The organism is Candidatus Harpocratesius sp., assembly GCF_054039255.1.
In genome coordinates this window covers 84,909-109,638 of the sequence record NZ_JBPLBG010000007.1, presented here as the reverse complement: position 1 = coordinate 109,638, position 24,730 = coordinate 84,909, and the positions used below count along the sequence as shown (strand labels likewise).

The following is a 24,730-nucleotide window of genomic DNA, read 5'->3' as shown; positions in this document are numbered from 1 at the left end:
TTTTTTATTAAAAACTTTCTAATAAATCACTCTTTTTTAGCGATTCTTACTCTATTTAGTTATTGATGTCCCTTGAAAATATCAAAAAAGAATTAGTATCCATATTAAAAAAAATATCAGAAAATGAGCAAATTTTATTCTGGCTTGATATTTTCCGTGTGCTAGAAGGAGAAAACTTATTCGTCCTTCCATTTTTAGCCCAATTGTTTCAAGATAAAGAGATTTTCTCTTCAAATCAAGAACGTTTTCAAAAAATTGTTGAGTTTTTTCCTTTACCAATAGTAATTTCAGATAATCAAAAGAGACTTATATATGTAAATACTGCTTTTACTTCAATATTTGGATATGATCTGATAGATTTACCGAATAATAAAACATGGTTCAATAAAGCTTATCCAGATATTGAGTATCGGAAAAAAATTTTGCAAACTGCTAAATTACATGGATATGATCCATTAGCACCTAGAGAACGGAAAATTGTGTGTAAAAATGGTGAGATTAAAGAAGTAATTATGCAAGATATTAAAATTCAAGAAGAAAACTTGACTTTTTTTAGGGATATTACAGCTCAAAGAGAAAGTGAGCGTGATGTTCTTGAAAAGGAACAAGAATATAGGGAAATTGTTGAAAATTTGCGAGATATGATTTTTCTTCTTGATAGTAATTTAATAATTAAAAAAATCAATCCTGCAGTTTCAGAAATCATGGGATATTCAAAGCAGGAAATGATTGATTATTCTGCTCTTGATTTTATACCAAACGAATTTCATACTTTAATCCAAAAAATGGTATTTTTGAAGAAAATGCAAAAAACAGATAAAACTCTTTATGAAATTGCATTGAAATTAAAAAATGGAGAAATTATTCCTGTTGAAATCATTTCTCGCATTATTTTCAGAGAAAATAAATATGTTAGTATTTTAGTAATAGCTCGAGATATTACACAAAGAAAGAAGCAAACTGAAGAAAAATACCGTGAACAGAATATTAAATCAATTGGACTACTGGCTGGGGGAATAGCTCATGATTTCAACAATATTTTAGTCTCTATCTTAGGAAATATTGATTTACTTAAATTAGATACTTCAAATTTTTCAGAAGAACAAAATGACATATTGAACGATCTAGAAGCAGCTTCATTTCAGGCAAGAGATTTGGCTAAACAACTTTTAACTTTTTCAAAAGGGGGTTTACCTATTCGAAAAGTAACGAATATAAACAGTTTAATTCGAGAGAGCGCCCGATTTGTCTTAAGAGGTTCTAATTGTAAACCCAAATTTCGAATTCAACCTGCCTTACCCCACGTCAAAATCGATTCTAGCCAAATTAGTCAAGTTCTAAATAATGTCATAATTAATGCGAGACAATCGATGCCAAAAGGAGGTATAATCACAATATATGCTTCTTCTATTTCTCTTCATGATGATTCGCTAATTCCTTTAAATAACGGACGTTACATCAAAATTGCAATTCAAGATACAGGGATGGGAATCCCCAAAAAAAATTGGTCTAAAATCTTTGATCCTTATTTTTCCACTAAAATTGGGGGGAATGGCTTAGGGTTAACTATGGCTTATTCGATAGTCAGAAACCACGGAGGACATATAACATTTACTTCAGAAATTAACAAAGGTACTCGATTTGAAATTTATCTTCCTATTTCAGAGAATCAAGATGTTTCTCCTTTAGAAAAAAAAGGAATCTCTATACTTCAAAAAGAAGGAAAAATTTTAGTGATGGATGATGATCAGAAAATCCATTCTTTCTTGCAAAAGATATTTCATAAATGGGGTTATCATATGGATTCGTGTTTTGATGGAAATGAAATTTTACAGCATCTTCAAAAAAGTATACTTCAAAATGATCCATACAATCTGATTTTTATGGATCTTACCATTCCAGGAGGAATGGGAGGAAAAGATGCAATAAAAATTGTGAAAAACTCGTATCCTAAGCAAAACGTGATTGTATTTAGTGGATATTCTGATGATCCAGTTCTTGCAAATCACAAGGATTTTGGATTTTGTGATTATTTAATCAAGCCTTTTACAATCGAGGAATTAAAAAAAGTTTGCGAGAAATGGATTTGATGTGTTAAAGCTTTCATCTTTAAAGATAATCTTTAATGATGATTGTTGAATTTCTTTTCTCCTGCTTCAATTGGAATATCCAGCCAATTTTCTATCGGTACAAAGGGACAAACGTAATTATTGCTGTAAGCACAAAAAGGATTATAAGCGCGATTAAAATCGACAATCCATCTTCCATCTTCTGTTTGATCCCTTCCTTCCTCTAAGTCCAGATAACGACCCGCGCCATAACTTGTATCCCCATTTGTTTTGTCGCGAAATGGCAGAAAAAGATTTGGATCAGATGGTTGACTTTTATATACTTGAAGTGTAGCAGGATTTCCTTCTATAGTAAAATCAAATTTGCCCCAACGTAAATAATGGCGCAAGTTATTACCTGTATCTTGAATTTCTATTGTTTCTTTCTCTGAATATTCATGTAAATTCAATATTAAGCAATAGGAGAAGTTCAGAGGAAAATAATTCAATCCATTAAAATGGGTTCTATCTTTTATAGAAAGAGGCGATTGAGGGTGCGATTTAAAGAAATCATCCTTAGCTGAGCGGGAATGGTGCATGAATTCCTTCCATTCAGATTCTTTTATCATATTAAAAAAAAATAATTATTCATGCCTAAAAAGGATGTCTTTTTAAATTTATATCAACTTGATTATAAAGTGTTAATAAATCCATAATAAATTGGTTGATTTTTTTTGATTTTGAAATTATAAGAAACATTTTAGATATAGTCCGCATTCATTTTTCTTAATATGGTTAATGAAGATAAACTGCGAAAGAAGGCAAAAGTTGCGCTGAATAAAGCAGAAATTTTGTTAGATAACAAAGAATACAAGAAGTCTGCTTCTCAATTTAAAAAGGCTGGTGAAATTTTCGCTTTACTTCAAGAATGGAAGGTAGCAGAACAATGTTTCTTCTATGCTTCTAAAAATTTAACTCGATTAGGGAAATATTATCAAGCAGCTTTAGCTGAAAGGGAAGCTGCCAATAATGCTCTTCGGCTGTTGGATTATCAAAAAGCACGAGATTATTTCAGCGTAGCTGCAAAATCTGTTCTAAAAGCAGCAAAATCAAAGTTGGAAGAATTTGCAGCAGAAAATATTGGATTTGCATTTCTCTGTTATTTCGTTCAAGGTAAATATCAAGAGGGAATTACTTACGTTAAACGATTTAAGGCACAAATAGGTCCAGATTTATTTAATTCCAATTTAGTGTTAAAAATTGTTCATCACGTAACAAATGCCGTAATCAATAAAAATGAAAAACATATTGATGATTTGCTTGATAATTATTCCCTATTCCAATATAGTGAAATGGAAAATTTACTAATTAAAGAGTCTTTAGTGGTTGCCCTTGCATCATTAATGGTACATCTTGAAATTCCATTGGACGAGACTGAATATGAGCGCGAGTCTTTGATAGAAATCAATGCAATAGTGGATACCTCCAGATTATGCGAATTTGCAAATTATAGGGTTGTTCCGCATGAATTCACTCTTTTAAATATATCTGATTTGCATATTAGTATTGGAGACAATCTAAGCATTAAAGAACGTCCTGAGTTACCCATAAAGTTAAACTTTAAGGAGTTTGGGAAAGAAAAACTCAGATATATCCTTCGTTCAAACATTCCAGGCACCTCTTTTATTGGACCGATTAAATTAATTATGGATGTTGATGGGAAATTTAATTTTTCTTTAGAATCTGAAAGAAAAAATATAAAAATTACTTCTCCAGATGCAGTATTGGGTATTACTTTGACACCTCAGAAAACTCCTGTAATAAATCAATCTTTTCCTGTTGAAGTCCATATATCAAATAACAGTGATGGCAATGCTATGGAAATTGAGATTGAATTTGAATTTCCAGAAGATTTAAAGATGATGCGTGGGACACTTAAGAAGAACATCTATTCGCTAAGTCCTAATGAAGATATGCATTGGCAGATTTTAGTAAAAGCATTTGATGTCGGAGAAATTCCAATTCGAACTGTTGTTAGTTTTAAAGATGAAGATGGAAACAGAAAGGGACCATTTTCAGCAGATATCCCCATTACAATTAATCTTTAACCTTTTTCCTTTTTTTTGCTCTTTATACAACATGCACAACTTATATAAAAGTAATTATTCAAGCTAATTATATGGAAAACAAGTTGCATTCTCAAAACAAAATGATTTCATCAGATCAAATCCAGAAAATCTCGCAACGTTCCCTTGCAATTGATGTCTTTCGAGGAATTTCAATTGCGACAATGATGTTCGTAAATACAGGTGCTCTTTTTGATCAAACTCCATCATGGAGCAAGCATCCAACTGATTATGGATTTACTTATGTCGATTTGGTCGCTCCTTTTTTCATTATTGCTATTTCGTTAACATATCATATCTCTTTTACCAAGAGAAAAGAAAAATATGGATTACTGCAATCATATTTACAATTCATACGGCGTTATGGTGCATTTTTAGGATTTGGTTTCCTAGGTTCACCAGCGATTTCAACAAATGGAATTTTTTTTACATGGGGGGTCTTGCAAGCAATTGGATTTGCAGGCTTAGTTACCCTTTTTTTTATAAATATTAAAAAATGGCTAAGATTAGATATTGCATGCTTATTTCTTGTCATATATTATTTTATAGGAAATTTTTCGTTACTTATTGATGGAAGTAGTGTTCTAATTTCCGATTTAATTTTTATAGATTCTCATGGTGGAATAATTGGTGGAATTGGTTGGGCGATAATGATGATTATTGCAACAGTTATTGGCGAATTATTTAAAGAGAAGAGAATTTTAAGTATTGGCATATTTGGTGCTTCCTTTTCAATTATTGGCATTATTTCTTCAATTTTTTTAGGAATAAGTAAACATAGGGTTAATTTTTCATATATATCTCTTTCAATTGGAATAGGTGCTTTATTTTTAATTTTGTTATGGTATATTCTCGAATATAAAGAATTGAGCTGCTGTAATAATTCGATTTTTCGCCCACAAGGAAAAAATTCCTTTGTTCTCTATATAATTCATGTTATTATTCTTGCGATAACTGTAATAATTATACCTGAAACAATTTCATGGGGAATTATAATTGTAATTAGCTTGGCAAATGTAGTATTATTATGGTTTTGTGCATACATTTTAGATAAGAAGAAGATATATCTAACTATTTAAGTAATGAAGTAAAATGGTAATTAATTGAAAATGCGATTTGAAACTAAATTCTTTGGCTTATCCACTGGAGGCGTTAAAATAGTTGTAATGCATCCTGATGACGCCTTCAATCTAGGCGTTAAGCAAGGTGATCGTGTTAGAGTATTTCCCATTAGTGAAGTGGGTAGAATTAAAGAGCCAGGAATAATTGCAATAGTTGATTTTGCCACTAATGAAGAATTACTCTCAAAGGGTTGTGTTGGGCTTTATGATGAAATTGGAGAAAAGATCAAGACTGATCATCCACATTCTGGCGTAGAAATAATTAAAGCAAATCGACCTAAATCATTTAGTGCCATTAAAAGAAAGATAGAAGGAAAAACTCTTTCTACACAGGATATTGTGGAGATTGTCAAAGATTGTGCTGAAGAAAAATTGTTAAATGTAGAATTAGCTGCTTTTATTATAGGAGTTCATATAAATGGTTTGATCGATGATGAAATTGTGGATTTAGTTTACAATCTGGCAAATTCTGGAGATATTCTCGATTTTGGGGAAAATTGTTATGATAAGCATTCTACAGGTGGAGTACCTGGGAATAAAATTTCTCTGATAATCGTACCTATAATTTCTGCTTCAGGTTTATTTATCCCAAAGACAAGCACAAGAGCGATTACAAGTCCATCAGGAACTGCAGATAGTATGGAAGTTTTGACTAATGTGGCATATTCAAAGGAAGAAATGCTTCAAATTCTTGAAAAGGAGCATGCGGGTATATTTTGGGCTGGTTCTATGAATTCAAGCCCTGCAACTGATGTATTATTGAACATTCAAAAAATTTTAAGTATCGATCCGCTTGATCTAATGATATCTTCTATTCTTTCTAAAAAAATGGCTATGGGTGTAAAAAAGCTTGTTTTAGATATTCCTGTCGGTCATGAAACTAAATTTCCAACAATTGGTAAGGGAAAGAAATTTGCCATAAGATTTAAAGAGATTGCCAGACGAATCGGAATTGAAACAACTTGCGTATTAACTTCAGCAGAACAACCAATAGGACATGCTGTAGGTCCTGCTTTAGAAGCTAGAGAAGCATTACGACTGTTACACAACCCTCAATTAGGTCCTTCAAGTTTATTAAATAAATCAACTGATTTAGCTGGAATCCTTCTTGAAATGGCAGGTAAGGCACCAGAAGGCCATGGAAAGGAACTGGCAATGGAAATTCTATTATCAGGAAAAGCACTTCAAAAAATGAGGGCTATTATTCAAGCTCAAGGGGGTAATCCCAATATCAGACCTGAAGATATTTCTGTAGGTTCGTATTTAACTGAAATACAATCACAAATTGATGGAATTGTCGCTTCGATAGATAATCATTCAATAAATCAAATTGCGAAATTAGCGGGTTGTCCAGGTAATAAGAAGGCAGGCATTGAGTTAGAAAAAAAAATTGGCACAAAAATTAAGTGTGGAGACATTGTATTTCGCATATATGCTGAAAGCCAGGCGGAATTAGATGCAGCTTTTGAGTATTATAATTCTCATCCTCCAATTAAGATGGGAAGTATGACAATCGAAAAAATATAGAATAAAATTTCTCAAAAGATTTTGTTGATTAGTGCTAATAATTAAAAATATCAAATTTCCTTACAGTTGCACCAACTTTTTTCAGAGCTTGAATAACATCTTCGGTGTGTGATGGGCATAAAGCAATCATACTCCCTCCTCCACCAGCACCAATTTGTTTGGCTCCTAAAGCTCCTGCTTTTAGTGCTGTTTCACACATTTTATCTAATTTCGATGTCGTAGTTTTCATCAATTGCTCTTGTTCTTGCTGTAAATTCATCAATTTGCCAATTTTTTCAAAATCACCTTTTATTAAAGCAGTACGGCACTCCTTTACTCCTAAATGAATTTTTTGAAAACAGTTTAATACTAATGGATCTTCTTGCTTCAATTGTGTTTTTATTCGCTGTAGAACTACTTGAGCTTGTCGTGAATCGCCAGAGTCTGCTAAAATAATCGGCAATGTTGAAATTGGAATTTTTTCGACTGAAGGAACATCACCTGTATTGATAAATGATACACCTCCAAATGCAATTGAGTATTGATCTAATCTTCCACACATTATACCCAGATCATCATGTTCTGCGCGGTATGCAAGTTCAGCAATTTCCAAGGTTGACATTTTTAAATGAAATAGTGAATTTAGTGCTTGAATTAATCCAACTGAAATTGCTGCTGAGGAAGATACACCTCCTCCAACAGGAATATCTGAAGTTAAGATGGCTTCAAATCCATCAATTTTATTCCATAATCGATAGATGATTGCGCACCAGTATTTTAATGGGTGTTTCCAATCACCTTTCTCACCTAAATTATATTCCAAACCTCTCTGAAATGTTTTAGAAAAAATTCGTACAACCGGTTGAGATAACCTTCTTATTTTTATTGTTGCTAAGCAATCAATAGCACATCCAATTACAGGAAGGTTGGCTAAATCTATTTTATCCCCCAATAAACAAATTCGCCCTGGAACATTGATTTTTAAATATTGATGAGATGATTCTGCTGGTATACTCGATATCTCATTCATTTTATCATCAAGTAAAATAAGATCACGAAAAAATGTTCTGTTTTAGTTTTTTTAAATTATCCCATAAAGCATTTAAGATCGAGCATCTGATCCAAACTTGGTATAATAAAATGAAATTCAAAATTAAAAAACTGGGAATATCTTCTGGAAATGTTTCTATTGTTGTTATGGACGATGATGATGCTTTCATTATGGGAGCAAAACTGGGAGATCGGGTAAAAATTTATCCAATTAGTAATAAGGATAAACGAACTAAACCAATAATAGCAGTAGTTGATCATGCGACTGGAGAAGGATTGATCCACAGAGGAGAAATTGGTTTATATGATGAAGTTCATCAAAAGCTTCAAGATCTTTTACCCCAAAGTGAGATCCAAGATGTAGATATTCAGTTATCTTCTAAACCAAAATCATTTGAAGCAATTAAAGCCAAAATAAAGGGGAAGACACTATCTTCAGAAGAAATTACTGAAATTGTGAATGATGCTACACGTGGTAATCTTCTTCCCATTGAAATTGCTGCATTTATTACAGGATTGGAAGTACGTGGATTAAGCGATGAAGAAGTGGTTGATTTAACACTAGCTATGGCTCATTCTGGGGAAATCCTCGATTTTGGACCTGATGTTTATGATAAACACTCTACTGGAGGAGTTCCTGGAAATAAAGTAACTTTAATTATCGTTCCAATAGTAGCTTCAGCTGGTTTATTCATTCCAAAGACATCTACTCGAGCCATTACATCTCCTTCTGGTACAGCAGATAGTATGGAAGTATTAGCGCCCGTTTCGTTCACAAAAGAACGTGTTTTAGAGATTCTACAGACAGAACGAGCCGGAATTCTATGGGGGGGTGCTTTGGATTCTGCTCCAGCAGATAACACTTTTATTAGAATCGAAAAACCCCTTTCAATGGATCCTTTTCCAATTATGATTGCTTCAATTCTATGCAAAAAAATGAGTATGGGAGTCAAAAAGCTTGTTTTAGATATTCCTTGTGGCAAGGGAACGAAATTTCCTACTCCTGAACATGGGCGAAAATATGCCGAAAGATTTAAACTAGTTGCAAAAAAGGTGGGGATTGAGACAGTATGCTTACTAACATCCGCAAATCAACCAATTGGTCATGCGGTAGGACCTGCTTTAGAAGCTCAAGAAGCACTTAGATTATTGCGCGATTATAATGCAGGACCTGCTAGTTTGAGGAATAAATCGTGTGAATTAGCAGGAATATTGCTAGAAATGGCAGGAAAAGCCGAGTTGGGAAAAGGTAAAAAGCTAGCTAAAGAAATTTTGAAATCTGGAAAAGCATATGAGGCAATGAAGCAAATTATTAAAGCTCAAGGTGGAAATCCTGAAATAACTCCAGAAGATATTAAAATTGGCCCGCATCATGCTGAGATGTATTCTGAAGAAGAAGGATATGTAACTGAAATTGAAAATGCATATATTAACCGTATTGCAAAAATTGCTGGATGCCCTGGATCAAAGCAAGCTGGAGTAGTTATTGATAAGAAAATTGGTGCTCAAGTTTCAAAAGGAGATTTGATTTTTCAAATTTATTCTGACAGTGAGGAAAAACTTGCAGAAGCTGTTGAGTATTACAAAAATCACAAGCCTCAAATTTTAGGAGGTATGACAATCGAGCGAATATAGAGCTTTTTTCCCATTTTCTTTTTCTTAATTTCATTTTCTTATTTTATTTTCTTATTTTCACTTTCTTATTTAATTTTCTTATTATTTCTTTATAATTTCTTTATATTTTCTTGATCTCATTTTTTATTTTTCAATTCCACTTGTTATCTCATTGGGTTTGATATAATTGCACGATTTCTTGTGTAGTGGTAATATCAAATGGTGATTTATCTTCTCGAAGGCGCTGAAATACAGGAAATCGAAGACCGTATCCATTTGGATCAGTAGGAGTCGCGCCTGCATCAGCTTTATTACTTATGGTTAGTTCGTCGCCCATAATTTCTATAACTACTTCTGGCTTGAACCAAACATCTGGTTTGTCAGAGCAAATTACATCGGATGGTTGCTTCTTCAATTCAAGTGTTTTAAATCGTTCTGTAAGAGTGTTCAACATTTCATCTGAGAAACCTGAACCAATTCTGGTTAAAAATTCAAATTTACCTGTGTCTTTGTTAAAAACTGCTCCAAAAAATGGGCTTAAAAATCCCTTCCGCCTTCCTTTGCCCCATGATGCCCCGATTATTACCACATCGATGGTATCTTTCATTTTTGCTCCTTCAAGTCCTTTAAGTTTTATCCAAAGAAATCCACGATTTCCTGCACGATAGATTGCATCATTACCCATTTTTTTATTCATTATTCCTTCTGCACCCATAGAACGCGCTTCTTTAAAAAATTCAACCATTTCTTCTGTTGAATGAAGAATTTTACCTATAGATAATCGAATATGATCAGAAGGAATTATTATTTTCTGTAATATTTCTCGTCGTTCTTCAAATGGTAAAAACATAACATTTCCAAAAGATTTTTCTGATTCTTTGGCTGGATGAAGAAATAATATATCAAAGCAAAATAAACAAACTGGAACATCTTGAATTGATTTTGTAATATCATACTTTCGACGACGTGTACTTAATACTTGAAATGGAAGCATTTTTTCTAAAAATTTATCCATAGCAACGATTTCACCTTCAAAAATTGCCTTTTCTGCCTTTACTTGTTTTTTAACTGTTTCAACGACATCAGGATATTGTTCTGAAATAACCTTTAATTTTCGGGAAAAAAGTACAACAGAGTCGCCATTTTTATGAACTTGAACACGTTCTCCATCATATTTATATTCTCCAAAGAATTCTTTACCACCTAGTTTTTGTTGAATTTGATAATATTGAATCCGAGAAGCAAGCATCATCCGGATAGGAATTCCAACTTGAACTTTTATCTTCTCCATTTCAGTTATTCCTTTGGTTGCAAGAATATATGCAATTTCTCCTAAATCTGGATGAATATTGTATGCATATAGGATTTTATCTCTATTTTCTTTATTACTGGTAAATGCAATCGCTAAGGCATCTAATATCGTCATTTCAGCTAGTCCAATTCTTAAATTGGCTAAAATTATATTAATTATATATTTTGCACTAACAGGTCGCGATAAGCGAAATAATCCCATAATAATGTTGATTTTTGTATCTTGAGAACCTTCACCTGTTGTTAGAGAAAGTTTTTCAAGTTCTCGATATAAATGTTCGATTTCAAGTATATTTGTTTTTTTTATTCCTGATTTTGGTGTAGTGAATGCATCTAATGAAAAGCCTACTTTCTTCTTTTCCCTAAGTTCTAATATAGTTTGAACCGCTTCCCCAACATCGCCCTTTTTATTTATCAAATCCTTAATTGTGTTTTCAGATCGGCCAGTGAATTTAATTAATGCTTGGATGATCATTTTCTCAGCCACACCAAACTTCGGCCAATCTTCTATTTCAGATCCTAATCTTCCTTGTGTTAAATAAATTATTTTAGGTAAATCTGAAAGATTTTCAAGAGATTTGCATTTCTCAAATAATTCTGCCAAAATAGATGTAATTTGTAATCGTTTTGGAGTAGAAGCGATTCGTTCATAAAAGGTGACCAAGTAATTAAAATCCATTGCTGTACCTATTCATAAATGTGGAATTTTATAAAGTTATTTCCCACCTTTGTGCTTTTTAAGTGAAAAAAAAATATCGTTTTTATGTCGTTCTATTTCTTTTTTGGAACCTTTGTAATTAAAATCCGATTATCATTAAAAAGAATCCAACGAATTTTATCCCCATCCTTTAAATCCAACGCATCAACAATTTGCTTAGGAATTGTTGTTCGACGACGACTTTCTCTTATTGTCAGTGAAGTTTCACTAATAAAAGCAACTTCATCTATATTTATTGTGGTCATTATAATTAGAAAAGAAAGAATCTAATTTAACTTTGGTGCTGTACTAAAGTATTTTGTAGTGACGTTATTATTATTTCAGACTAAAAGTAAATATATACAAGGCATTTGGATGTAAATTTATTTTGTTTCTCTCCTTTTTTAGAATATTTTAAATTGGATTAAGACCAATATAATCCAATATATGTTGGTTTTACTTTTTTTTATAAAATAATCAAAATAGAATTTCATCACATAAAGAATACAAAGATAAATTATCAAAAATTGGTAAAAATTATGGAAGAATTGGCATTTATTTTACTTTTGGTAAATATTGGTTTTATTGTGGGAACCATTGCCACTATTGGAGGAATTGGAGGTGGACCATTGGTTATGCCTATTTTTCTTCTTATTTTCGAAATTGAACCTGAGATTGCAAAAGGTACATCAATCTTCATGATTTTTTTATCATCGGGCATTGGAGCTTATACTCATTATAAAGCAGGAAAAATTAATATAATCTCACTTTTACTTATGGCAGTAATTGGAACTGCTGGAAGCTTTACATATTTCTTAGTTTATCCTTTTCTAAACATAAACATTAAAATATTTTATTGGATTTTTGGATGTTTTGAGTTATTTATTGCATTTCGCTATGGATGGAAAGCCATTCAAATTTTCAACGAAAAATCTAAGAAAAATTTTCAACATAAAAGCAATTCTAACGTTTTAACAAAAATAAAGTATAAAAAAAAAGAAAATACCAAAAATAAGGGACAAGATCAGTCAAATATTTCTCCAGATCTTTGCATTGATCAAAATTCAATACAAGAAAATCTAAATTCAAAAAAAGAATTAAATATTTTAACTTCATCTTTATACCGACATCGATTAAAATGGGCAATTCCTTTTTTCTTTTTAGCTGGATTCGTTTCATCTTTCTTAGGAATAGGTGGTGGCCCCATAAATGTTCCTGTTCTTTATGATATTCTTAGATTTCCAATATACAATGCAACTGCTGGTTCTACTACAATAATATTTTTTAATTCGATAATTAATGTTATTCTATACGGAATTCGAGGTGAAATTAATTGGAAAATTGCTCTTAGTATGGGTTTTGGAATGATGAATGGCTCATTTTTCGGGGCAAAATTTGCTCATAAAATCCCACGCTCTTGGACTCTTTTGATTTTAACTATAATAATGGTTATTGCAGGTGGAAAAATGCTTTTTTCATAAGAAGAAGGTATTTTATAAATTACAAATTATGAATAAATAAGAATAAAAAATCTTTTGAGGCAAAAAAAGTAAATTCAATCTTCTAAAAAAGAAGAACTAAATAATTATTTAAGATAATCTTCAATTTTCTTTTCAATTGCACTTTTTTTATCTGGTGGAACTTCTGCAAAACTATCATTCAGATATGAAATTTCTCCGTTTTGAACTTTAAAGGTACAAATCTTTCCATCCATATGTTCTAAAGCTAGCGAATTGTCTGGCTTTACTGAAATCCAAAGATCTTTATATTGAGTAGTTACAGCCATAATCACTGCACCTTGTATAAGAATGTCTGATAATTGGGCTTTTTTAGAAACAGTAGGGTTTTTTTCTACGGGCTTCAAAACAGGTCTTTCTTCTATTCTCTTTACTCCATGAGGAGGTGTTGGTTTTTGGGGGGTAGAATTATTAGAAGAACTATTTGTCAATGATTTTGTTTCAACTGGCTTTTCAGAAACAGCTAAAGGTTTGGAAGAACTGCTTGAGGATGAAGTTTTATGAGAACCTTTATCTTTTTTTACATAAATTAAATTACCAATAGGTTCATATGATGCTTCTAAAATAGGTTCAAATTTCTTGAAAAGTTCAGTTGTTTCAGGTTCTCTACCAACTTTACGAGAATCAATTTCAACGATCTTATGTAAATCGCGGCCAATAATGGCATTTCCTGCTTGATATCCATGCCCTTTCAAAGATTCTGCTTGCCTTAAGGCAGTTCTACGTGCCACTAATCCCCGTTTTTGGCCATGCCATAGCCAAACTGTTTGATTTTCTTCATCCATTACAATTATGCTTTTTTCGGGGACTAGTTTATTTTTATCAAATTCGATAGGTTCAACTATCCCACCTTCAACAACATCAAACATCATTAGAAAGTTTTTTCCTTGGATTGTACTCAACTCTTTATCTTTAGTTATATCAGTTAGTTAATTATTACTTAATTAATGTATAACTATTTCTTCAAATCTATAAAAAAGATTTCTATTGAAATTATTATCTTCAAACCTTAAAATAATACGGCTTACAATTTTCAATTTGGGTTAAAGAATCAATTTGAGAATTCGATAGCATTCTCATTAATGCACCAACTGACTCGCGATGGGTTACAATCATTATAGATTCATCTGATGAATGTGAATTTTTAATGAAATCAAGAAAATCTATGAGTTTTTCAAGCATTAACCGTGTAGGTTCTCCATTTGGTGGACAAAATGATGGAACACCAGTTCTCCAAAGGATAAATTCTTGAGGGTATTTTTTTTGTATTGATTCTAAAGTTTTTCCTGAAAAAAGACCTAAATTTCGGGATCTTAATCTATTGTCAATTTTTATTGGAACTTGACTTTTACCTTGAATCAATTCTGCAGTTTCCAGCGCTCGTTTCATTGGAGAAGAATAGATAACTGAATACTGTGATAGTTCTGATGCGATTCTTTCATGAAGCTTTTGTGCCTGTTCTCTGCCTTCCTTTGATAATGGCGGATCAGCTTGTCCTTGAACCTTCTTCAATTTATTCCAGGTTGTTTGGGCATGACGAATGAGAGCAATTTTCAATTTTAAGTTACCTTTGTAAAGAAAAGTATTCTAAAAGAAAAAAAAATTTCTATTTTTCAAGTAAATGCCTATTTATCTAATATTCTAAAAAGAAGAAATATCTCGCTAATTGGGATATTTAATCCTTCCCATTAATGATATATAAGAAATTATAAGAAGAAATCGATGGATAATCGAAATATTTTTTAGAAATTTTTTTTATATCGAAATTTTAAATTCATTAATGAATATTAAGAAAATATTTATGTGTGCGAATAAGTTTAATTATTCTTGTGCGAATAAGTTTATAGAATTTAAAAAAATAGCGAAAAAAATATAAATAGTTCTGAAGTGTGTGGCTTCAGAACCAGAGAGAGGATGTGTGTGAAAAAATCAGGAGTGTGTGTGTTAATATACAAACATTCTAATTCTATTTAATATGATTCACCCAAGTGATTTTCTAATTTTTTAATAATCAAGTGAAATAACTGAATATATAAAAGGAATTTGAATTATTCATTTATCTTCTCCACAATCTTAGCGTTTTCTTAGAAGTTGTTTTATTGCTTTATCAAGACCTTCAATAGATAGTTGGAACATAGGAAAAACTGCTGAAATCATTTTACGAGATTGTGAAATCCATGGCCCTGGTACTTCTGGATTAAGCCAAACTGAATGGGGAAAATGTTTTTTAAATTTTTTCAACCAAACAATTCCTGGAGTTTCATTTTGTTGATAATAATCAATGGCTCCATATCGCATGGTTAACTCATAAGGGGCCATAGCTGCATCTCCCACAATAAAAACTCTATATTCTGAATCGAATTTCTTAAACAATAAATCTAGCGCAACTTTTTTGCCATCCCATAATTCAGCATCCTTATATACACATTCATATAAACAATTGTGAAAATAAAAATATTTGAAATTTTTGAAATGATTGGCTTTATTTGCTGCAGAAAATAGTTGATCAACAAGTTCTGTGAACGGTGTCATACTTCCACCAACATCCATTAATAGCATAAGTTTCAAATTATTCTTTTTTCGCTTTTCCCAAACAAATTCAATTTCTCCTGCATTTTTACATGTGCGTCGAATAGTTTCTTCTAGATTAAGTTCATCTGGGGCTCCAATCTTACTTAATTTACGCAATTTCATTAGTGCAATTTGAATTTGGCGAATATCTAAAATTCTGTCTGATCGATAATTTCGGTAGAAGCGTTGCTGAGCAACTTGAATTGCTGATTTTCCTCCTCTTGTTCCTTCGATTCTTATTCCTCCAGGGCGATTTCCGCCCCATCCAAAGGGTGATGAACCTCTTGTTCCAATCCAGAAGTTCCCTCCATTATGTTCTTTATTTTGCTGCATCATTCTTTGGGCAAATCTATTCTGAATTTCCTGCCAATCTTCAATTGAAATTTGTTCTAAATCCTTACGTAAAAAAGGATATGTTGAAATAAATTGATCTAATGGAAGTTTTAGCCAATCTTCCATTTCTTTTTTAATTTTAATAGGAATTTCAATTTCTTTAAAATATTTTATTACAGCAGTATCAAAAGCATCAAAAAGGCTTTCATCTTTAACCAGCAGCGAACGCCCAATAAAATAGAATTCACGGGTTGTTTTAATATAACCTTCTGAAAGGACTTTCATAAAGGTTAAAAATTCCGTTATTGAAACTGGGATGTTTAGGTCTCTTAGAAGATAATAAAAATCAATGAACATATTGAATCCCGTTTATTTAAATTTTATCCGATTGTTTTAATCAATTTTTTATCACTTTGTTGTGATTATTTTTTTTTATAATTGTGCTATCAAATTTTTTTAATCCTTTTTTTTATCTGATTAATTCTTTCTTATATTTTTGTATATATAACAGATCTGCGTCTTTTTTTATCAAGGTTCCTAAGAAAGGAATTTTTGATTGAAGAGTCTCAATTGAAAGGCCTGCTTTTAGAAGGACACCGATCCAATCAATCAATTCTGAAGTACTCGGTTTTTTTCGGAGTTGAGTAATTTTTCGGAGTGAGTAAAAATGTTTTAAGCATGTATCAATAATATTTTCTTCAATATTTGGGTAATGAACATGTACAATCTCCCGCATTAAATCTGGTGTAGGAAATTGAATAAAATGAAAGACACACCTCCGTAAAAATGTTGCGGGTAATTCTTTTTCATTATTAGATGTGATGATAACGATAGGACGATGCTTAGCTTTAATTGTTTTATCTAATTCAGGTATATAGAATTCCATAATATCTAATTCTTGAAGTAAATCGTTAGGAAATTCAAGATCTGCTTTATCTATTTCATCTATAAGTAAAACTACTTTTTCATTTGAAGTAAATGCTTTCCCTAACTTTCCCAGTCGAATGTAATCTTCTATTTTTTCCACGTTTCTTGTTTTTGAGCCGAATCTTGAATCGTTTAAGCGTTGAACAGTATCATATTGATATAAACCATCAACAGCTTTTGTTGTTGATTTAATATTCCAAGTGATCAATGGTTTATGAAGTGCACGCGCAATGGCATGTGCCAGTAATGTTTTTCCTGTTCCAGGTTCACCTTTCACCAAGAGGGGACGCTGTAAAGCGATGGTTACATTTACAATATCTTGAAGTTCTGGGCTAACGATATAGTTATCTGCACCTGAAAATTGATTAAAATTCATTCTGTATTATAAAAACGCAAGCAAAAAAAAACCATGTTAATTTTATTTCCATAATAATGATAATTATTTTATGTGAAAATTATTTAGATTTTAATTTTAAATAATCTTGTGGAGAAGGCATTTTAGATCCTGCGGTAAATGGAAGATTTTTGGTTAAATTGAGTTTTTCTGGAGAAATTCTATAGTTCAGATTTGCTTTGTTATATGGTTTGTAATATGGAAACAATTGATGAAAGTATTCTGGTACTTTTTGCAATATTGCATAAAAATTTTGAAAATGCTTAACTTCTCCTTGGAAATTTCTAAGTTGTTCGCGATATGTTTCATAGAAATCCCTAACAACAACTTTTAATACATGATGTTCTTTTTTAGCGGAAATTATCTTCCTAGAAAGACCAACGCAGAGAATCTGATTATGAGGGGGCCCATAACGTTCATAAACAATTCGCATTCCTTGAAAATTAATTTCTTGAACTGTTTCAAATTGATTAGAATAAGCCATGTTGTTAATAAATAGTTCTAATGCTTTGAACATACCAGATATTGCATTAATATCCAGATCAACTCGTGAAGGTATAAAAGAATGACTTATCAACTCAACTCCCGAATTACTATCTAGCATATATATTGCAAAAAATGGAGATTCTGCTTTTTCTGATTTTTCTAGTACTGTCTGGGTTCTCAACATTATACTAAATATTTAGAATTCTGGGTGAATTCATCAAATTCCTTATTATTTACACCAGATGTTGATGATATTTAGATAATATTAGAAATAAAAAAATGCTTGTTTTAACTTAACAGAATGTTTTTAAGAGTGATGAACTAAGTACTAACTAATTAACAGCGAGGGAATTAAAGATGGCTACTGAGGAAAAAATTGAAGAGAAAAAGCAAATTTCTTTCGGGAAATTAATCGATCAAGCCGCATATAAGAATTCCAGTTCAATTCCAGAAAGAGTTAAAGAGAAAATTGCAGAAACCCCTTTCTATCTCTTTATTTATATTCCGAGTGATGAAATCTTAAAAATTTCGGTTTTTCCGATTAAATCATCAAAAATTAAAAAAATATTAATCCGTTTAAACGAATTTTCACCCGAATTAGTTAAAGGCATTTCTGATATCATGAAGAAATTTAATTTAGGAAGTGGAACGATTCATACAACTGGTTTGTGTTTTGAAAGCATAAATTGCTATTATGAAACATATGTATCAGTAGAAGATCTTCCTATCTCCTTAGAAAATTTAAAAAATGAGTTTTTACGTGTTCCTCGCGTAGAAGAAGTTAAAATTATCGAAATTCCTCTAAGTCCCAATTTATAATTAACATTACTGTATGAAGTTTTTATTTTAACCAATTTTTATCATCTGTGGATGTTAAATTTCAAAATTCGGACTATTTTTTTTCAAATAAATCCTTAACAAAAAAGAAATAGGCATTTCATTACTTAAAATCATAGAACAAACAGAAATAAGTAATAATTTTGTCATATCTTATAGAAAAGTAAGAAAATCGTTCCCAATTAAACAAAAATTAAATTTAAAAAGAGGTATTCTTATGGCTACGAAGTTAATGGAGATCTGGATAATAGATAAATCAGGACTATCACTAGTTCATACTCGAAGTCCACAAATTATGGATAAACCTGCAATTAGTCCAGTTCTTTTTTCTGGATTTTTAACCGCTGTAGAAAGTGTGGCCGCTGAGTCAATAGATGCAATCAAAATGAAAGATTCAAAGATCATGATTTTACCTGTTCAAAAACCATCAAAGTTTTTTGTTGTTGGAAGAGCTAAAATCCGAGAAAAAGATAGTAACATTCGAAAAGTATTATTAAAAATTTCTGAATTATTTATTGATGAATTTGGAGTATTAATTTCATCATGGAATGGTGATTACCAAATTTTCGCATTTTTTAAAGATATCCTTCAGAAGTTTTTAATTTAATTTTATTCAAGTTTGCTTCAATTTTATGAAGATTTTCATAGTTGTGGTTAATTTTTTGTAGAATTAGCTTTTTTAACAGAATCTTGGTATTTTTCTTTAACACTTTTCAATTTTGCAGCTAAATCTTGATCTTCAGGATGATTCTGTTGAGCTTTCAAAAAGAAGCTATACGCTTGTCGATACAATTTTGCACCTTTTTCAAATTCTCCATCACGTACATGGTGATCTGCGGTTTCAAGCGATAGTTGTGCTCGCTTAATAAAAAATTCAATTGCTTGATCTTCTGCACTTTTACCCATTTTAATTTCTCCTTTAAAATAAACTTATTCGCACTGTTAATTTTAAAATTACAAAAACATTAATGATAAGTTATATGTTCTTATAAGAAAATCAGATTGAAATATTTTCTTGCTTTAACTGTTAATTTTTATTTTTTCTTTTGTATTTGTTTTGGTTGTGAATGTGGGTTTACCCATCAAATGATCCATGTTTTTCACAAACCACTCCATTCCAAACAAATAATCTATTTTTTTCCATAACCAAATAAAAATTATCCACGAAAGGCAATAAAATATTAAATATATCAATTGTATCCAAAAATGTTCCATTAATACATCATGTTCTGCAGGAACTGAGCTAAATATTCGAATAAACAAAATTCGCATTGAAGCACTCCAAATATTTTCCCAACAATATAATGAAAGTGTAATTACACCAATATCTCGAACAAATTTACTCTTTTTAAGAATAGGTGAATTAAACTTTTCTGAGCTTTTTTCATTCAGAGATAATTGGTTGTTAAAGTCAAATTTACCTATTAACCATTGAATCGTTAAGATCATCAAACCTAAATTGGGAATGTATAAATCTGGTGGAATCACAATAAACGAAAAGAAATAATTAAGAGATATATTAGGAACTGTCAACAGATGAAAAAGTACTAATAAGGTTCCTGTTCCTATCAAGCCCCAAGCAAATCTTTTTGATGTTCGTTTTAATTGATTGATACTAATATTTATTGCTAATGCATTACCAAATAGTATTCCAACAATTGTATATGCTCCGTATGGTAAAATTCCATGGCCGTGAGGTGCAATTAATGATAACAATAACGCAAATCCATAAAAAACTCCTCCATGTGTCAAAGATGGTAAAAAAAGATGATAATACATGAAATTCCACAATGAAGAACTTATTGCTAACCATACAGCTGTAGTTTCTATTAAAATTCTCATAGTTCTTTTAATATTTGTAATGTTTTCTTTCTGTCTCCAAATTAATCCAATTACTAAACAAGCAAAATAACCACTCATTGCAATGCTACTTAATGCGTCAGATCTAAAAATAACAAGTAAATTCAAAGGTTGAGGGCTATTTTGTAAAATTGAACCAGTTCCGATTGACAACCATGGTTCATCTCCAATTATTGCTTTAGTTCCTCGAGTAAAGAAAATTTGAAAAATAAAATGAGTTATTAAGATGCTTGTACTATGGATTAAGGGGCTTTTTAAGGCTTTTTTTAATGGAATTCCTTGTTCTAGTCGATAAACTAAATTGTAACTAATTCCAATGCCGTTTATTATTGAAAATAATCCTGCCCAAGTAGCAAAAATCATAAAAGGAGCAAATACCACTAATGGAGATTTAGGTAAATAGGTTAAAGCATTTTCATTATTCAACATTATACCATAAACGATAGCATGATTAACAACAACTCCAATAATCGCCAATCCTCTTAAAAAATCAAGAAAGTACAACCGTTTTGCCATAATATTATATCCCACTCTATAAAATATTTATACTTTATTTCTCTAGATAACTATCTATACTAAATCTAGTAAAAAACTTATTCGCACATAAGTCTAAATATAAAAATATACCTATTTTAGTAAAATAGCGGGTTATATTCTTCATATAGGGAATATATAGAGAAATAATAGGTTAACTCAATCACTAAATTTATCCGTGACAATTTTTTTTTAAGATTAGTTTTATCTACAGAAAATTAACACATGAACTATTTTATTTTCTAAACATTATAATTAAAATTAAGTGAAAAACAAAAAAAAAACCTATTCGCACGTATTCTTCTTAGATTTGCTTCTTTTTCGAAAAGATAATTATTCCTAATATCGTTGAGATCACACCGAAAGCGAATACAATCAATAGATCTTCCCAAATATGCGACCATCTTGCACCATATATTAACACCAATCTAATTGCTCGAATTGCATAATATGTCGGAACAAATTTTTGAATGATTCCATCCATTGGGAAAAATGCACCACCTAAAAATTGCAAAGGTAATATAATTATCCAGGCTAAACCTCCAGCGGCATTTGTTGATTTAGCAAAACTAGCTAAGATTAAGCCTAATCCGATGCATGTCAAACTTAAATCCATTATTATTAAAAATGCAAGAAACCAATTAGCTCCAGGTGAAGTATTCACTCCAAATAAAGGCAAACATGCTAAAAGAATTGAGATTTGAATAGCAGAAAATATAAGTTGAGCAGATCCCCCACTTAATAATATAGTGGATCTAGAAACAGGGGTTGTATCAAGACGTTTAAGCATACCAGTGGATCGTTCAAAAGCAAACATTGTTCCCACACTGGAGATTCCAACTAATACTGCTACAGCAATAATGCCAGGTGCCGACATGTCAAACCATGTAAGATTTCTATCATCCGGACCGATTGTCTGCTCAATTTTTAGTGTTGTTATGTTATTATATAAAAGAACAATGTTGTTTACAATACTTTCAAAAATATTTGTTATTACTACTCCAGTTACTGTATCTGCTACAGTATGAACTTGAAGTTGTGGTTCTCCTGCAGTATAATTCGTATTATTTACAGCAATGGCAAATTGAGCGAAATGATCATCTATGTTAGGAGGGATCATTCCATTTTTTATCAATGGGTACCACCATGTACTTCCAATAATTGATTCTGAAAAATTCTTAGGAATAATAATAACCCCATCTATTTTTTCTGAATTAACCAGTTCCAAAGCCCCAGATTCTGTCAATTCTGTTCCATTTTGATATGTTTTCTGATAATGAAAAGTTTCACTAAGTGATGTGTTTTCTTCAAAGAGTTCTATTAAATATAAAGATGCATTTCCTCCTAAATCATGTAGAGGATCATCTAATCCTTCAATGTCATGATTAATAATTGCGATTGTATATGTAGATCGGGAATTTGTGTTATTAAATGCAACAGAAAATAAGATCATAAATAGGAGTGGATAACCAAATATCCAAAACCAATTCTCTTTTTCGCGCAAGGTGATTTTAAGATATTTTGATATTAAAGCACTTGATTGTTGAAAGAAAAATAAAATACTTTTGTTCTTCTTTTTATTCTTAACTGATTTTTTCATATTTTTATTAACTAAATTCTTCATTTTTTTTATTCTCCTTTTTCAATTATGTTTTTCTTTTTTTTAATCTCGTAAATTTCGACCTGTTAGGTCTATAAATACATCTTCTAATGTATTTTGTCGAATAACTAAATCTTGCATTTTTATTTTGAACTGCTTGTCCAATATATCATAAAAATGAGAAATATTCCTTAAGCCATCATAAGCATTAAATACGATTCTTTCTTTTCCCAAGCATTTTGCCCAGAGGATCTCCGAATTCTCATTTAAGAAAGAAACAATCTTCTCTCTTTCTTCCAAACTGTTATTAAACACACGAAATTCAATTATATCTCCCTTTCCATGTTCTCCCTTTAATTGTTGTGGTGAACCTTCAGCAATAATTTTACCATGATCAATAATTGCAATGTTATCTGATAGATCATCAGCCTCTTCCATATTATGAGTCGTTAGAATTACAGTTTTGTTTTCTTTTTCAAAATCTTTAATAAAATCCCAAACTACTCGTCTACTTTGAGGATCCAATCCAGCTGTAGGTTCATCAAAAAAAATTATTTCTGGATTATGGATAACTGCCATTAAAACATTAATTCTTCGTTTCATTCCACCAGAAAAACCTTTTATAAGACTATTTGCTCTATCTAATAGTTTCATTCTGCCTAATAGCTCATCTATATGCTCTTTATATTCCGATTTTGGAATTTTATGGAGTCGTGCGATTAGTTCAATGTTTTCACGCGCTGTTAAATAATCATACATTACAATTTCCTGCGGGCAAACACCAATTAAGGACTTAATTTTTTGAGAATCATGAATTAAATCGTAACCTAGTATATTTGCAGTTCCTGAGGTAGGTTTAAGTACAGTTGAAAGCATGTTAATTGTAGTGCTTTTTCCTGCCCCATTTGGTCCTAAAAAGCCAAATAAATGACCTTTGCGGATTTTCAAATTTATATTATCAACAGCGGTTAAATCAGAAAACATTTTTGTTAAATTAATCAATTCAATTCCATTTGACATGATTTCTACCTACACTATTATTAAATTGATGTTATTTTTCTTCATTTTCTATTATTCAAAAGATTTTAGGAGTACAATTCTTAGCATTTTATAATTTTCATTTAAATTGATTTATTCAAGCTTTATCATCATATGGACTTATTGTTTTGATAACTCCATTTGTTATTCAACGCTATCTGTTGTATTGAATTTTTAGTACTAAGAATTCTTTTATAAATTATGTGAAAAAACATTTAAGACACAATGCCCTATTTTTATTAGTAAATGTTCGGTTAAGCCAAAACCCCCCGAACAAATTTGTGATGAATATGCCTTCACGACGTTCTGATAATACTCTTGTATTTAAGTTAGTATTCTGGGGCCCATCAATGGGTGGTAAGACATGTGCGTTAGCATGGATATATGAAAAAGAAGGGTTAGCTAGCGGGAAGCTCCAAAGCATTACAGACCCAACTGGACGCACATTATTCTTCGACCGAGTTGTGGCTCGGGTAAGTAATGTAGTCTTCCAAACCTATACCGTAGCAGGGCAGCGTCGCCATAAATATCAAAGGAAAACTGTTTTGAAAGGTGCAGATGCAATTATTTTTGTGTGGGATTCTTCTAGCGATCAGTGGGAAGAGAATTTGTATAGTTTGAAAGAGTTGCTTAAATTTTATGGGACTAAAGTGATGCCAGGAGCAGATGGTACAGCTGAAGTTCCTTTGGTTCTTATGGCGAATAAGCGCGATTTACCAAATCCAACTCCAATTGATAAAATTCGGGAGGTTTTAAATGCTGCTCGCTTATCAAATGTTTTAATTTATGAGACAATTGCGATTACAGGAGTAAATGTGAAACGGGCATTTGTATTTGCTGCCCGTGAAGCTGTGTTGCGTCATTATATGAGATTGCAGCAAGGAAATGTAGAATTGCCTCAAACAGAAGAATAATTAGATAATGTTAATTATTACTGATAGTTGCTAAGTAATCAAGATTTTTTATTAGTTTTCAATAACTTCTTTCTTATTTTTAAAATAAAAGTAGAAATTGATCGGATAGATCCCAAGATTACAATGAATAAATATTATTGACATTTAGACTTTTTGTTGATTTTTACTCAGAATAATCAAGATCAAATAAATAAAGTGAATGTTTTGATATGTGCGAATAAGTTTTCTTTTTTATTTTTTACATTT

Annotated in this window: 22 protein-coding genes; 9 read left to right on the top strand and 13 right to left on the bottom strand. The window is 31.2% G+C overall.

Annotation, left to right across the window (positions count from 1 at the left end; translation table 11 throughout):
* Positions 1–65: 65 nt before the first annotated feature.
* Positions 66–2,090 carry a PAS domain-containing hybrid sensor histidine kinase/response regulator gene (locus ACXLDF_RS01840; RefSeq protein ID WP_457556787.1) on the top strand — a complete coding sequence of 675 codons (2,025 nt, stop codon included), beginning with the start codon at positions 66–68 and terminating at the stop codon, positions 2,088–2,090.
* Between the two features lie 32 nt (positions 2,091–2,122).
* Here ACXLDF_RS01840 and ACXLDF_RS01835 read toward each other — a convergent pair whose 3' ends face one another.
* Complete coding sequence (locus tag ACXLDF_RS01835; RefSeq protein ID WP_457556786.1) at positions 2,123–2,677, bottom strand: DUF1684 domain-containing protein; 555 nt, start codon at positions 2,675–2,677, stop codon at positions 2,123–2,125.
* A gap of 162 nt (positions 2,678–2,839) precedes the next feature.
* Here ACXLDF_RS01835 and ACXLDF_RS01830 point away from each other — a divergent pair, with 162 nt between their 5' ends.
* The 3 genes from ACXLDF_RS01830 to ACXLDF_RS01820 all read left to right on the top strand — a co-directional run bounded on the left by ACXLDF_RS01830 (position 2,840) and on the right by ACXLDF_RS01820 (position 6,822).
* Positions 2,840–4,156, top strand: coding sequence for a soluble NSF attachment family protein (locus tag ACXLDF_RS01830; protein ID WP_457556785.1), 1,317 nt, complete (start codon positions 2,840–2,842; stop codon positions 4,154–4,156).
* Positions 4,157–4,227: 71 nt separating this feature from the next.
* Entirely contained in the window at positions 4,228–5,253 is a 1,026-nt protein-coding gene (locus ACXLDF_RS01825) for a heparan-alpha-glucosaminide N-acetyltransferase domain-containing protein (protein ID WP_457556784.1), read from the top strand.
* Positions 5,254–5,283: 30 nt separating this feature from the next.
* Positions 5,284–6,822: an AMP phosphorylase gene (locus ACXLDF_RS01820; protein WP_457556783.1), complete on the top strand. Its 1,539-nt coding sequence runs from the start codon at positions 5,284–5,286 to the stop codon at positions 6,820–6,822.
* A gap of 34 nt (positions 6,823–6,856) precedes the next feature.
* Here the strand turns inward: ACXLDF_RS01820 and ACXLDF_RS01815 are convergent, their stop codons facing one another.
* The gene (locus ACXLDF_RS01815; RefSeq protein WP_457556782.1) at positions 6,857–7,831 is read right to left on the bottom strand and encodes a GHMP family kinase ATP-binding protein; all 975 of its coding nucleotides are present in this window, start codon (positions 7,829–7,831) and stop codon (positions 6,857–6,859) included.
* Positions 7,832–7,941: 110 nt separating this feature from the next.
* Here ACXLDF_RS01815 and ACXLDF_RS01810 point away from each other — a divergent pair, with 110 nt between their 5' ends.
* Positions 7,942–9,486: an AMP phosphorylase gene (locus tag ACXLDF_RS01810; RefSeq protein WP_457556781.1), complete on the top strand. Its 1,545-nt coding sequence runs from the start codon at positions 7,942–7,944 to the stop codon at positions 9,484–9,486.
* A gap of 148 nt (positions 9,487–9,634) precedes the next feature.
* On the opposite strand, the gene ACXLDF_RS01805 is transcribed toward ACXLDF_RS01810, so the two are convergent.
* The gene (locus ACXLDF_RS01805) at positions 9,635–11,455 is read right to left on the bottom strand and encodes an ATP-dependent DNA ligase (RefSeq protein ID WP_457556780.1); all 1,821 of its coding nucleotides are present in this window, start codon (positions 11,453–11,455) and stop codon (positions 9,635–9,637) included.
* A 92-nt stretch (positions 11,456–11,547) separates the two neighbouring features.
* Positions 11,548–11,739: an AbrB/MazE/SpoVT family DNA-binding domain-containing protein gene (locus ACXLDF_RS01800; RefSeq protein WP_457556779.1), complete on the bottom strand. Its 192-nt coding sequence runs from the start codon at positions 11,737–11,739 to the stop codon at positions 11,548–11,550.
* A 273-nt stretch (positions 11,740–12,012) separates the two neighbouring features.
* Between ACXLDF_RS01800 and ACXLDF_RS01795 the strand changes: the two genes are divergently transcribed.
* Positions 12,013–12,954: a sulfite exporter TauE/SafE family protein gene (locus ACXLDF_RS01795; protein WP_457556778.1), complete on the top strand. Its 942-nt coding sequence runs from the start codon at positions 12,013–12,015 to the stop codon at positions 12,952–12,954.
* Between the two features lie 104 nt (positions 12,955–13,058).
* On the opposite strand, the gene ACXLDF_RS01790 is transcribed toward ACXLDF_RS01795, so the two are convergent.
* From ACXLDF_RS01790 to ACXLDF_RS01770, 5 genes are all read right to left on the bottom strand, one after another.
* Positions 13,059–13,892 carry a hypothetical protein gene (locus tag ACXLDF_RS01790; RefSeq protein ID WP_457556777.1) on the bottom strand — a complete coding sequence of 278 codons (834 nt, stop codon included), beginning with the start codon at positions 13,890–13,892 and terminating at the stop codon, positions 13,059–13,061.
* 100 nt (positions 13,893–13,992) lie between these two features.
* Positions 13,993–14,547 (bottom strand): histidine phosphatase family protein, encoded by a 555-nt coding sequence (locus tag ACXLDF_RS01785; RefSeq protein ID WP_457556776.1) that lies wholly within the window; start codon positions 14,545–14,547, stop codon positions 13,993–13,995.
* A gap of 516 nt (positions 14,548–15,063) precedes the next feature.
* Complete coding sequence (locus tag ACXLDF_RS01780) at positions 15,064–16,251, bottom strand: vWA domain-containing protein (RefSeq protein ID WP_457556775.1); 1,188 nt, start codon at positions 16,249–16,251, stop codon at positions 15,064–15,066.
* Between the two features lie 112 nt (positions 16,252–16,363).
* A complete protein-coding gene (locus ACXLDF_RS01775) occupies positions 16,364–17,197 on the bottom strand; it encodes an AAA family ATPase (protein WP_457556774.1) in 834 nt (277 codons plus the stop codon).
* Positions 17,198–17,276: 79 nt separating this feature from the next.
* Entirely contained in the window at positions 17,277–17,885 is a 609-nt protein-coding gene (locus tag ACXLDF_RS01770) for a hypothetical protein (RefSeq protein WP_457556773.1), read from the bottom strand.
* 173 nt (positions 17,886–18,058) lie between these two features.
* Here ACXLDF_RS01770 and ACXLDF_RS01765 point away from each other — a divergent pair, with 173 nt between their 5' ends.
* Together ACXLDF_RS01765 and ACXLDF_RS01760 are read left to right on the top strand one after the other, a co-directional pair.
* Positions 18,059–18,520, top strand: a complete 462-nt coding sequence (locus ACXLDF_RS01765; protein ID WP_457556772.1) for a hypothetical protein — start codon at positions 18,059–18,061, stop codon at positions 18,518–18,520.
* 235 nt (positions 18,521–18,755) lie between these two features.
* Positions 18,756–19,145, top strand: a complete 390-nt coding sequence (locus ACXLDF_RS01760; RefSeq protein ID WP_457556771.1) for a hypothetical protein — start codon at positions 18,756–18,758, stop codon at positions 19,143–19,145.
* Between the two features lie 47 nt (positions 19,146–19,192).
* Here ACXLDF_RS01760 and ACXLDF_RS01755 read toward each other — a convergent pair whose 3' ends face one another.
* The 4 genes from ACXLDF_RS01755 to ACXLDF_RS01740 all read right to left on the bottom strand — a co-directional run bounded on the left by ACXLDF_RS01755 (position 19,193) and on the right by ACXLDF_RS01740 (position 23,552).
* Positions 19,193–19,444 (bottom strand): hypothetical protein, encoded by a 252-nt coding sequence (locus ACXLDF_RS01755; RefSeq protein ID WP_457556770.1) that lies wholly within the window; start codon positions 19,442–19,444, stop codon positions 19,193–19,195.
* 114 nt (positions 19,445–19,558) lie between these two features.
* Positions 19,559–20,914 carry a hypothetical protein gene (locus ACXLDF_RS01750; protein WP_457556769.1) on the bottom strand — a complete coding sequence of 452 codons (1,356 nt, stop codon included), beginning with the start codon at positions 20,912–20,914 and terminating at the stop codon, positions 19,559–19,561.
* Positions 20,915–21,236: 322 nt separating this feature from the next.
* Complete coding sequence (locus tag ACXLDF_RS01745) at positions 21,237–22,556, bottom strand: ABC transporter permease (protein ID WP_457556768.1); 1,320 nt, start codon at positions 22,554–22,556, stop codon at positions 21,237–21,239.
* Positions 22,557–22,595: 39 nt separating this feature from the next.
* Positions 22,596–23,552 (bottom strand): ABC transporter ATP-binding protein, encoded by a 957-nt coding sequence (locus ACXLDF_RS01740; RefSeq protein WP_457556767.1) that lies wholly within the window; start codon positions 23,550–23,552, stop codon positions 22,596–22,598.
* Positions 23,553–23,860: 308 nt separating this feature from the next.
* Here ACXLDF_RS01740 and ACXLDF_RS01735 point away from each other — a divergent pair, with 308 nt between their 5' ends.
* Complete coding sequence (locus tag ACXLDF_RS01735; RefSeq protein ID WP_457556766.1) at positions 23,861–24,484, top strand: ADP-ribosylation factor-like protein; 624 nt, start codon at positions 23,861–23,863, stop codon at positions 24,482–24,484.
* Positions 24,485–24,730 lie beyond the last annotated feature (246 nt).